An 11,302-nucleotide genomic window follows, 5' to 3' on the forward strand; every position below is an offset into this window, starting at 1 on the left:
ATTATGAAGCCGATCGCCCGGCCTTGTCAGCCCGCGCCTGCTCGCGCGCGGCGCGCAGGCGATCCAGCTTGTCCTTGAGCTTGATCTCCAGGCCGCGTTCCACCGGCCGGTAGTAGACGCGCTCGCCCATCGCATCGGGAAAGCCGGTCTGGTCCAGGGCGATGCCGCCCTCGGCATCGTGGTCGTACTGGTAGTCGGCGCCATAACCCAGGGTCTTCATCAGCTTGGTCGGCGCGTTGCGCAGATGCAGCGGCACCTCCTGGGTGCCGGTCTCGCGCACTTCGGCCTTGGCCTGGTTGAACGCGGCATAGCCGGCATTCGACTTGGCAGTGCTGGCCAGGTACAGCACCAGTTGCGCGAAGGCCAGTTCGCCTTCGGGGCTGCCCAGGCGCTCGTAGATATCCCAGGCTTCCAGCGCCATCGACTGCGCGCGCGGATCGGCCAGGCCGATGTCCTCGATCGCCATGCGGGTCAGCCGCCGCGCCAGGTAGGACGGATCGCAGCCGCCATCGAGCATGCGCGTGAGCCAATACAGCGCCGCGTCCGGATTGGAGCTGCGCACCGACTTGTGCAGCGCCGAGATCTGGTCGTAGAACTGCTCGCCGCCCTTGTCGAAGCGGCGGGTGCGGTCGGCCAGCACCTGCTGCAGGGTCTGCGCGGTGATCTCGCCGCCCTCGTCCTGGGCCAGTTCGGCGGCGATTTCCAGCAGGGTCAGCGCGCGCCGCACGTCGCCATCGGCGGCGCCGGCGATCTCCAGCAGCGCCGCATCGGACACCCGCAACGGCTCGGCGCCGAGCCCGCGTTCGGGATCGTGCAGCGCCCGCTGCAGCGCCTCGGCGATGTCCTGCGGCGACACCGCCTCCAGCACGTGCACGCGGCAGCGCGACAGCAGCGCCGAATTCAGCTCGAACGAGGGATTCTCGGTGGTGGCGCCGACGAACAGGATGGTGCCGCGCTCGATGTGCGGCAGGAACGCGTCCTGCTGCGCCTTGTTGAAGCGGTGCACCTCGTCGACGAACAGCACGGTGCGGCGGCCATCGGCGAAACGCTGCGCGGCCTCGGCCAGCACCCCCCGCACCTCCGGCAGGCCGGACAGCACCGCCGAGATCGCCTTGAACTCGGCTTCGGCGTACTGCGCCAGCAGCAGCGCCAGCGTGGTCTTGCCGCAGCCCGGCGGCCCCCACAGGATCATCGAGTGCACCCGGCCGGACGCGACCGCACGGCGCAGCGCACTGGTCGGCGCCAGCAGGCGCTTCTGCCCGACCATCTCGTCGAGCGTGCGCGGACGCATGCGCTCGGCCAGCGGGCGCATGGCCTCGCGGTCGACGCTCAACAGGTCGGGGGTATCGGAAGCGAAGGGTCTGCGTTTGGCCATCTGCCCATTCTATCGCCGAGGCCCGTATACGCCGTGCCGCAATCCTGCGTGGCACCGACGCCAGCGCTAGAATCGCGGCGCCTCCCTGCCCGGCCGACCCCGCCATGAGCCACCACGACACCCTGGACGCGTTCACCCATCAGCACGACTTCCTCGGCACCCGCCACGAGCGCAATGCGCGCCGGACCTGGTCGGTGGTGGCGCTGACCGCCGCGATGATGCTGGTGGAGATCGTCGCCGGCTGGTGGACCGGCTCGATGGCGCTGCTGGCCGACGGCCTGCACATGGCCACCCACGCCGGGGCGCTGTCGCTGGCGGGCTTCGCGTACTGGTTCGCGCGCCGGCACCGGCACAACCCGCGCTTCACCTTCGGCACCGGCAAGGTCGGCGACTTGGCCGGCTTCTCCAGCGCGCTGATCCTGGCGCTGATCGCCCTGGGCATCGGCGTGGAGTCGGCACTGCGCCTGGCGCAGCCGGTGCACATCGCCTACGACGAGGCGCTGTGGATCGCGGCGCTGGGCCTGCTGGTGAACCTGCTCAGCGCCTGGATGCTCGGCGCCGATCACCACCACGATCATGGGCACAGCCATGGCCACGGCCACGGCGATCATCACGACCACGATCACGGCCATGCCCACACCGCGCACCGGCATCACGAGCATGCGCACGCGCACCATGATGACCATGATCATGCGCACGGTCACGGCCATCACCACCCGCACGATCACCACGGGCACGCGCACGCCCATGCCGCGCCCGCGCACAGCCACGACCGCCACGCGCACGCCGATCACAACCTGCGCTCAGCCTACATGCACGTGCTGGCCGACGCGCTGACCTCGGTGATGGCGATCGTCGCCCTGTTGCTGGCCAAGTACCTGGGCTGGACCTGGACCGATGCGTTGATGGGCATCGTCGGCGCCATCGTCATCGCCCGCTGGTCGCTGGCGCTGCTGCGCGACACCGGCGCGGTGCTGCTCGACGCCTCGGCGCCGGCGGCGCTGCAGGCGCAGATCCGGGACCGCCTGCAGCAGGACGACGAGCGCATCGCCGACCTGCACGTGTGGCGGGTCGGCCCCGGCCAGCATGCGGCGATCGTGTCGCTGGTGACGCACAAGCCGCGGCCGGCGGCGTTCTACCACGCACGCCTGCAGGGCGTGGCCACGCTGGGCCACGTCAGCATCGAAGTGCAGACCTGCCCCAACTGAGCGGAAAGGCCGCCGCGCACCGACCCGGCGCGCGGCGGCGGGGCGGCTGGCTCAGCGGTCGCCGACCACGTCCACGTCCTTGTCCGGGACGTAGCGGAAGGTGCCGGCGGCGAAGGCCGGATTGCGCTTCCAGTCGCTGAAGCTGATGTCGGTGCGCTGGCCGACCGGATCGACCACTTCCATACGCGCCAGGCCGTTGCGGTCGAAGCCGAGCTTGGCCATCTGGAAGCTGGCCTCGGTGTCCACCTTCGGGGTCATGGTCAGCCACTGCAGCCCGTCGCGGGCCACCGCCTCCTCGCTGACGTCGTACTGGCGGTCGAGCTTGCCTGGGTCGATCAGCGCGGTCAGCGGGCTGTTCTGCTCCTCGCTGCCCTGTGCGCGCACCGTGGCCTGCTTCAGGTCCGGGTCGTAGACCCAGACCTTGCTGCCGTCGGCGATGATCAGCTGGGTATAGGGCTTGCGGTACTCCCAGCGGAACAGGCGCGGCGCCGACAGCGCGACGCGGCCGCTGGAGCTTTCCTTCAGCGTGCCCTTGCCGTCGTAGACCTTCTGCGCGAACTGGCCGTCCAGGCCCTTCAGCCCGCGGGTGAAGGCGGTGAGGTCCTCGCGGGCGCCAGCGAAGGCGGAGCCGGCCAGCAGCGCGGTGGCGAGGACGGTGTAGCGGAGTGTGCGAAGCATGCGGATGGGTTTCCGGATGGAGTGTGGGAAGTGTGACGCGCCGCGCCTGAATAGGCGATCAGAGGATGGCCGGCCGCGCCAGGTCTACGGCCCGGTCTGCATCCGGCCGAGGTCGCCGTACAGGATCTGGCCGCGGAAGCCGCGCCGCACCTGCTGGTACAGCTCGCGGAAGGCGGCGTAGTCCTGCGGCTGGCACAGCGCCGCCGGGCCGTGGATCGCGCGGCGGTGCAGCGTATGCGTGGCGGTCACGGTCTGCCCTTCGCGCACCCAGGTCGCGGCATACTCGCCGGCGGCGTTGCGGAAATGGGTGTCGGCCGGAATCGCGATGATCGGCACGCTGTCCGGGAAGGTCAGCCGGTAGGTCTCGCTGCGCGCGTTGTCGTTGCAGTAGAACGGGGTCAGGTTGCGCTCGGCCGAGGCGGTGCTGTAGACCCCGCGCACCGAATCGGCGCCGGGCATCAACGGCAGGCTCATGCCGCCAACCACGCCGAAGTCGACGTAGTCGTGGGCCTGGAAGCGGTAGGCGTAGCCGAACGGCCGGCTCAGGTCCTGCGGCGTGCCCTGCAGCAGCAACTCGCCGCTGCCGTCGAAGCCGGACGCGGCGACGATCGATTCCTCGATGCGGGTGCGGTTCTGCGCGTTGAGCTGCACGAACATCGTGCGCAGGCCGACCTCGCCGACGTCGCCGCTATCCAGCCGGGTGATGCCGCTGACGCCGCCGTCGGCGTCGAAGCGGTAGTCGGTCTCGGCCAGGTAGCGGTTGCGCTTGGCGTCGTCCGGCGGCGTGCGCGCCACGGTGCCGTCGGCCGTGTGCAGCACCGGCGCGCCCAGATCGCCGGCAGGCAACTGGCCGAAACGCGCGTATGGGCTGGTCGAATCCACGTACAGCTTGAACTCGGGCAGATAGGTGATGGCGTGGTTGAACCGGCCCAGCACCGGCACCTCCGGCAGGGTCGGCCCGCCCTGCGCGCCGATCAGCACCGGCGTACTGGCGATGCCCTTGGCCGCCAGCAGCGCTTCCAGCACCACGGTGTGGTCCTTGCAGTCGCCGTAGTGGTTGTCGAGGATGCTGTCGGCGCTGTTCGGCTGCAGCCCGCCGTTGCCCAGGTACACCGCCACGTAGCGGATGTTGCGCGCCACCCACTCGTACAGCGCCGCGGCCTGCGCGCGGCGATCGACGATGCCGGCGGTGATCTGCTCGGCGCGGGCGCGCACCTTGGGCGTGACCTGCGCGGCGGCGGCACTGCTGTGCTGGTAGGCCTGGGCCATCTGCGACCAGCGGCGGAAACTGCTGGCCATGATGGTCGGGCTGAATTCCCAGGTGGCCGCCGACCAGTTCTGGCTCTTCATCGGCTCGCGGCGGCTGTAGCGCCACTCCCAGCGGGCCTGTTCGCCGTCGATCGTCGGCGTATCGCTGCCCTGCACGCCGCGCGTGTACAGGTGCATCTGCAGGCGCCGCGGCGCCACCAGGGTCACCGTGGCGTCGTCGTACTGGGAGAACACGCTGAAGGTCTCCCACAGGCTGAAGTAGCCGGGGAAGTACGGCACGTTCTGGGTGCGCCGCACCCGGTACACCAGGCGCGCGCCGGGCATCAGGTTGGGGAACACCACCACCTTGACCTTGCGGTCGGCGTACATCGCCGCCGTCGCGCTGGAATAGCTCTCCTGGGTATAGATCTTGTCGGCCGGCACGTCGTGGCGCAGCCCGTCCGGGGTCAACGTGTAGGCGGCCAGCACCTCCAGCGTCTCCAGCTTCTCGCTGTAGCCCAGCCGCACCTGGCTGAACTGGTCGACGCCGGCCTTGGTCTTGAGCAGCAGCTCGTACTCGTCGGTCTCGACGCTGGTGGCGTCCTCGCGCACCTCGTAATCGGCACGGTAGCGCACGTAGCTGTAGTTGTTGCTGACCACGGGGGCAGTCGCCGCGCCCGCGGTCTGGTCGGCATTGGAATGCGCGGCCGGCGCCGGTTGCGCGCCGGCGAGGCCGGACAGCGCCAGCAGCGCCGCGCCGAACAGCCAGCGCGAGGCGCGCGCAGGCCTCCGGTCAGGCAGACGCCGGCCACGGCCGGCGGACGGCGCGGTGCGCGTCACTTCGGCGGCGGCGGCGCCAGCACGCTGCGGTCGCCGTTGTGTTCGGGCGGGCTGACCACGCCGGCGGCTTCCATCGCCTCGATCAGCCGCGCGGCGCGGTTGTAGCCGATCTTCAGCCGCCGCTGCACGCCGGAGATCGAGGCGCGGCGGGTCTCGGTGACGATGCGCAGGGCCTCGTCGTACAGCGGGTCGGATTCGTCGCCGCCACCGCCGCCGGCTTCGGGCAGTCCGGTGGCGCCGATCACGGTGCCGTCGCCCATGGTCTGCACTTCGTCGAGCACGCCCTCGATGTAGTCGGCCGGGCCGCTGGCCTTGAGGTGCTCGACCACCCGGTGCACTTCCTCGTCGCTGACGAAGGCGCCGTGCACGCGGTCCGGCATCGCCGTGCCCGGCGGCAGGTACAGCATGTCGCCATGGCCCAGCAGGGTCTCGGCGCCGGACTGGTCGAGGATGGTGCGCGAGTCGATCTTGGAGCTGACCTGGAAGGCGATGCGGGTCGGGATATTGGCCTTGATCAGGCCGGTGATCACGTCCACCGACGGGCGCTGGGTGGCCAGGATCAGGTGGATGCCGGCGGCGCGGGCCTTCTGCGCCAGGCGCGCGATCAGCTCTTCGACCTTCTTGCCGACGATCATCATCATGTCGGCGAATTCGTCGATGAAGATGACGATGAACGGCAGTGTGTCCAACGGCCTCGGCGCCTCGGCCAGGTCCGGGTTGGGCTTGAACAGCGGGTCCATCAGCGGCTGCCCGGCGTCCTGCGCATCCTTGACCTTCTTGTTGAAGCCGGCCAGGTTGCGCACGCCGACCGCGCTCATCAGCTTGTAGCGGCGCTCCATCTCGGCCACGCACCAGCGCAGGCCGTTGGCGGCCTCCTTCATGTCGGTGACCACCGGCGCCAGCAGATGCGGGATGCCCTGGTAGACGCTCAGTTCGAGCATCTTCGGGTCGATCATCAGCATCCGCAGGTCCTTGGCCGAGGCCTTGTACAGCAGGCTCAGCACCATGGCGTTGACCGCCACCGACTTGCCCGAGCCGGTGGTGCCGGCGACCAGCAGGTGCGGCATGCGCGCCAGGTCGGCCACGGTCGGACGCCCGGCGATGTCCTTGCCCAGGGCCAGGGTCAGCGGACTGGCCGACTTGTCGTATTCCTTGGAGCGCAGCAGCTCGCTGAGATAGATCATCTCGCGGCTGACGTTGGGGATCTCCAGGCCGATCACCGACTTGCCGGGGATCACGTCGACCACGCGCACCGACTTCACCGACAGGCCGCGGGCGATGTCCTTGTCCAGCGAACTGATCTGGCTGACCTTGATGCCCGGCGCCGGTTCGATCTCGAAGCGGGTGATGACCGGGCCCGGATAGGCGCCGACCACCTGCGCCTCGATGCGGAAGTCCTTCAGCTTGAACTCGATCTGCCGCGACAGGGTTTCCAGGGTCTCCTCGGAATAGCCCTTGGCCTGCGGCTTGGGGTCGTCCAGCAGGGCCAGCGGCGGCACCCCGGACGGGTCGCTGCCGGTGCCGTGGAACAGCGGGATCTGCTGCTCGCGCTTGGCGCGCTCGCTCTTCTCCACCACCGGCGCCGGCGGCGGCTCGATCTTGACCGGCTCGCGCTTGGCGCGCTGCACCGCGTCGACCTTGCGCACTTCCTCGCGTTCCTCGCGCATGGCGCGGGTCTGCTGCCATTCGTTGGCCTGCTGGGTGCCGCGCCGGGCCAGCGCCGGCAGGGTCATCACCGCCTTGCCGATGCGCTCCATCACCGCGAACCAGGACAGCCCGGTGGCCAGGGTCACCGACACCAGCAACAGCACCAGCACGAACAGGTTGGCGCCGAGCGCGCCGAACCCGGCGCCCAGCGAATTGCCGACCAGCTTGCCGAGGATGCCGCCGGCGCCGGCCACGTCGCCGGCGAACAGGCGCAGGTGCAGCAGCCCGGTGGCGGCGATCAGGAAACCGACGATGCCGACCAGGCGCAGCGCCGGGCCGAGGTCGGCCTCGCCATCGCCGTCCTGGTCCATGCCGAACAGCGCGATCCAGGAGATCGCGCCGATGACCACCGGCAGCAGGAAGGCCACGTAGCCGAACAGTTGCAGCAGAACGTCGGCGATCCAGGCGCCGAACTTGCCGCCCATGTTGTGCACCGGCGCGACCACGCTGCCGGTATGCGACCAGCCCGGATCGGTCGCCGAGTACGTGGCCAGGCTGGCCAGCAGGTACAGCAGCAGCGGCGCGATCGCGATCAGCGCCAGATCGCGCCACAGCTTCTGCCGGCGTGGGTTGGGCGCGGCGCCCTGCTTGCGTGCCGCCGCATTGGCGCCCTGGGTTTTGCCGCGTTCCGGAACCTGCTTCGCCACGCTATGACCAGACCTTAGAAATGCATCGTTAGTGATTGATAATAAACGACTCGCCCTTGCATTTCAGCAGGCGGTACCTGAATCGTCCGGTCTTTCGCAGACCTGGCCCGGCAGCGCCCAGTGAAGGCGGGCAACGACACACGCGGGAAGCCGGTGGTGGCGACGGGCCGCAGCGTTTCCGCCACGCGGCTTGATTCGTTCCAGGCCGGCCGCCACTCTATGCGCCTTCGCCGGAACCCGCGCAATGCCGCGTTTCCGCCGCCATTTCACCCTGTTCGCGAGTATACATGAGCCCCTCTGCCGCCAATTCCGCCAAGCATTCCCGCCTGCTGATCCTGGGTTCCGGCCCGGCCGGCTGGACCGCCGCGGTCTACGCCGCGCGCGCCAATCTCAAGCCGGTGGTGATCACCGGCCTGCAGCAGGGCGGCCAGCTGATGACCACCACCGAGGTCGACAACTGGCCCGGCGACCCCCACGGCCTGATGGGCCCGGACCTGATGGCGCGCATGCAGGCGCATGCCGAGCGCTTCGAGACCGAGGTGATCTTCGACCACATCCACACCGCCGACCTGTCGCAGCGCCCGTTCCGGCTCAGCGGCGACAGCGGCGACTACACCTGCGATGCGTTGATCATCGCCACCGGCGCCACCGCCAAGTACCTGGGCATCCCCTCGGAAGAGGCGTTCAAGGGCCGCGGCGTGTCCGCCTGCGCCACCTGCGACGGCTTCTTCTACAAGGACCAGGACGTGGTCGTGGTCGGCGGCGGCAACACCGCCGTGGAAGAGGCGCTGTACCTGTCCAACATCGCCCGCAAGGTCTATCTGGTGCACCGCCGCGACACCCTGCGCGCGGAAAAGATCATGCAGGACAAGCTGTTCGCCAAGGTCGCCGCCGGCAAGATCGAGACCGTCTGGCATCACCAGGTGGACGAGGTGCTGGGCAACGAGGCCGGCGTCACCGGCGTGCGGGTCAAGTCGGTGCAGGACGGCAGCACCCGCGACCTGGAGGCGCACGGCTTCTTCGTCGCCATCGGCCATCACCCGAACACCCAACTGTTCGACGGCCAACTGGCCATGCACAACGGCTACCTGGAGATCCGCTCCGGCCTCGGCGGCGCCGCCACCGAGACCTCGGTGCCGGGCGTGTTCGCCGCTGGCGACGTCGCCGACCAGCACTACCGCCAGGCGATCACCTCGGCCGGCTTCGGCTGCATGGCCGCGCTGGACGCCGAGCGCTATCTGGATAAGGGTGCCTGAGTCCGCGCACGCCTTGAACTGCCGGCGTCAGGCCGGCAGCGGCCGTGCGCCCGCGCGCGCGGCCGGTGGCGCCGGCGGCCGCTGCGCCGCCTTCCACCGCGAGCAGCGCCGGCGATGAGCCGGATCCGCTGGCTGCACCAGCTCGATGCGGTCGCCGCCGCCGACTGGGACGCCCTGCACGACGGTCGCAATCCCTTCGTCGCCCACGCCTTCCTGGCCGGCCTGGAACAGCACGGCTGCCTGCGCCCGGACTGGGGCTGGAGCCCGCTGCATCTCACCGTGTGGGACGGCGCGGCGCTGGTCGCGGCGGCGCCCGGCTACGTCAAAAGCAACTCGCACGGCGAATTCGTGTTCGACCATGCCTGGGCGCATGCCTATGCGCGCTACGGCCAGGACTACTTCCCAAAGTGGCTGTGCGCGGTGCCCTACTCGCCGGTGACCGGGCCGCGGCTGCTCGCCCGCGACCTGGCGGCGCAGCAGGAACTGCTCGCGGCCATGCGGGCGCTGACCGAGCGCACCGGCCTGTCCTCGGCCCACGTCAATTTCCACCGCGCCGACGAGGACGCCGCGTTCGGCGCCGACTGGCTGGAGCGCAACGACGTGCAGTACCAGTGGCACAACGAGGCCGGCTGGACCGGCTTCGACGATTACCTGGGCGCGATGGACCACAAGCACCGCAAGAACATCCGCCAGGAGCGGGCCAAGGTGCAGCGCGCCGGCATCGGCTTCCGCGTGCTGCACGGCGACGAGGCCAGCGCCGCCGACCTGCAGGCGATGTACGGCTTCTATCTGCGCACCTTCGACGACTACGGCAATTCGCCGGCGCTGACCCTGGACTTCTTCTCGCATCTTGCGCGCACGATGCCGCGCAACCTCTTGATCTTCCTCGCCATCCATGACGGCACGCCGGTGGCCGGGGCGTTCTGCCTGCGCGGCGGCGACACCTTGTACGGCCGGTACTGGGGCGGCGAGCCCCTGCCCGGGCTGCACTTCGAGACCTGCTACTACCAGGGCATCGAGTACTGCCTGCGCGAGGGCCTGACCCGCTTCGAGCCGGGCGCGCAGGGCCAGCACAAGATCGCCCGCGGCTTCCTGCCGCGGCTGGTGCGCAGCCGCCACTGGATCGCCGACCCGGGCTTCCGCGTGCCGTTGGCCGAGTGGTGCGCGCAGGAGCGCGCCGAGGTGCGCCAGCACGCGGCGGCGCTGCAGCGCCACTCGCCGTTCCGCCACGACGCCTGAGGCATCGGCTACGCTGCCGGCGATGCGTCGTCTCCCTGCCCTGCTCGCGGCCGATCCCGCCGCCCCGTTCCCACCGCCGTCCAGCGCCCTGCGCGAGCCGGACGGCCTGCTCGCGGTCGGCGGCGACCTGTCGCCGACGCGCCTGCTCGCGGCCTACGCCCAGGGCATCTTCCCCTGGTACTCCGACGGCGAGCCGATCCTGTGGTGGAGTCCGGACCCGCGCACCGTGTTCCGCAGCGACGGCGTGCGCCTGTCCTCGCGCTTCCGCCGCAGCCTGCGCCACTGTCCGTGGACCGTGCGCGCCGACACCGCCTTCGCCCAGGTCATCGATGCCTGCGCGCAACTCCCCCGCCGCGGCCAGGACGGCACCTGGATCACCGCGCCGATGCGCGACGCCTATCTGGCCCTGCACCAGGCCGGCCACGCGCATTCGGTGGAAGTGTTCGACGGCGACGAGCTGGTCGGCGGCATCTACGGGGTGGCCCGCGGGCGCATGTTCTTCGGCGAGAGCATGTTCAGTGCCCGCAGCGGCGGCTCCAAGGTCGCGCTGGCGGCACTGGCGCGGCGCCTGCACGGCTGGGGCTGGCCGCTGATCGACGCGCAGGTGGAGAACGACCACCTGCTCAGCCTGGGCGCCGAGCGCTGGCCGCGTGCGCGGTTCCTGGACACCATCGCGCCGCTGGTGGCCGCGACTGCCGAGACCGCGCCGTGGACGCTGCGCTTCGGCACCCTGGCGGCCGCGGAACTGGCCCAGGGCTGAGCGGGATTAACGCAAACTTTGCATGGCGCGGCCCAGGCGAGTAAAATCCTCGCTCTTCAGGCCTTTGGCCGTTCCGAATCGCACAGGATTACATGTCGAAAGACGACTCCATCGAATTCGAAGGCACCGTCAGCGAGACGTTGCCCAATACCACGTTCCGGGTCAAGCTGGAAAACGGGCACGAAATCATCGCCCACATCTCCGGCCGCATGCGCAAGAACTACATCCGCATCCTGACCGGCGACCGGGTGAAGGTCGAAATGACCCCGTACGACCTGACCAAGGGTCGCATCACCTACCGCATGAAGTAATCCGCCACGGGCGGACATGAAGAAGGCGGCCAC

General features: G+C 69.9%; 9 protein-coding genes. 5 read left to right on the forward strand and 4 right to left on the reverse strand.

From position 1 onward, the window contains the following. Window position 1 precedes the first annotated feature (1 nt). Window positions 2–1,375 carry a replication-associated recombination protein A gene (locus tag ACHWVH_RS11070; protein WP_150409089.1) on the reverse strand — a complete coding sequence of 458 codons (1,374 nt, stop codon included), beginning with the start codon at window positions 1,373–1,375 and terminating at the stop codon, window positions 2–4. Window positions 1,376–1,479: 104 nt separating this feature from the next. Between ACHWVH_RS11070 and dmeF the strand changes: the two genes are divergently transcribed. Continuing rightward, window positions 1,480–2,583 carry a CDF family Co(II)/Ni(II) efflux transporter DmeF gene (gene dmeF, locus ACHWVH_RS11075; RefSeq protein WP_394687157.1) on the forward strand — a complete coding sequence of 368 codons (1,104 nt, stop codon included), beginning with the start codon at window positions 1,480–1,482 and terminating at the stop codon, window positions 2,581–2,583. A 51-nt stretch (window positions 2,584–2,634) separates the two neighbouring features. On the opposite strand, the gene lolA is transcribed toward dmeF, so the two are convergent. The 3 genes from lolA to ACHWVH_RS11090 form a co-directional block, all read right to left on the reverse strand. After that, window positions 2,635–3,261 (reverse strand): outer membrane lipoprotein chaperone LolA, encoded by a 627-nt coding sequence (gene lolA, locus ACHWVH_RS11080; RefSeq protein WP_394687158.1) that lies wholly within the window; start codon window positions 3,259–3,261, stop codon window positions 2,635–2,637. Between the two features lie 84 nt (window positions 3,262–3,345). Continuing rightward, the gene (locus ACHWVH_RS11085; RefSeq protein ID WP_394687179.1) at window positions 3,346–5,274 is read right to left on the reverse strand and encodes a DUF3857 domain-containing transglutaminase family protein; all 1,929 of its coding nucleotides are present in this window, start codon (window positions 5,272–5,274) and stop codon (window positions 3,346–3,348) included. 71 nt (window positions 5,275–5,345) lie between these two features. Next, window positions 5,346–7,703: a DNA translocase FtsK gene (locus ACHWVH_RS11090; protein WP_017913921.1), complete on the reverse strand. Its 2,358-nt coding sequence runs from the start codon at window positions 7,701–7,703 to the stop codon at window positions 5,346–5,348. A gap of 287 nt (window positions 7,704–7,990) precedes the next feature. Here ACHWVH_RS11090 and trxB point away from each other — a divergent pair, with 287 nt between their 5' ends. The 4 genes from trxB (at window position 7,991) to infA (ending at window position 11,269) form a co-directional block, all read left to right on the forward strand. Beyond that, a complete protein-coding gene (gene trxB, locus ACHWVH_RS11095; protein ID WP_010341722.1) occupies window positions 7,991–8,959 on the forward strand; it encodes a thioredoxin-disulfide reductase in 969 nt (322 codons plus the stop codon). 114 nt (window positions 8,960–9,073) lie between these two features. Continuing rightward, window positions 9,074–10,198: a GNAT family N-acetyltransferase gene (locus ACHWVH_RS11100; RefSeq protein WP_394687159.1), complete on the forward strand. Its 1,125-nt coding sequence runs from the start codon at window positions 9,074–9,076 to the stop codon at window positions 10,196–10,198. A gap of 22 nt (window positions 10,199–10,220) precedes the next feature. After that, window positions 10,221–10,958: a leucyl/phenylalanyl-tRNA--protein transferase gene (gene aat, locus ACHWVH_RS11105; RefSeq protein WP_152236882.1), complete on the forward strand. Its 738-nt coding sequence runs from the start codon at window positions 10,221–10,223 to the stop codon at window positions 10,956–10,958. A 92-nt stretch (window positions 10,959–11,050) separates the two neighbouring features. Then, entirely contained in the window at window positions 11,051–11,269 is a 219-nt protein-coding gene (gene infA, locus ACHWVH_RS11110) for a translation initiation factor IF-1 (protein WP_004425677.1), read from the forward strand. Window positions 11,270–11,302: the final 33 nt, after the last annotated feature.

This window comes from uncultured Xanthomonas sp., assembly GCF_964278005.1.
GTDB lineage: Bacteria > Pseudomonadota > Gammaproteobacteria > Xanthomonadales > Xanthomonadaceae > Xanthomonas_A > Xanthomonas_A sontii.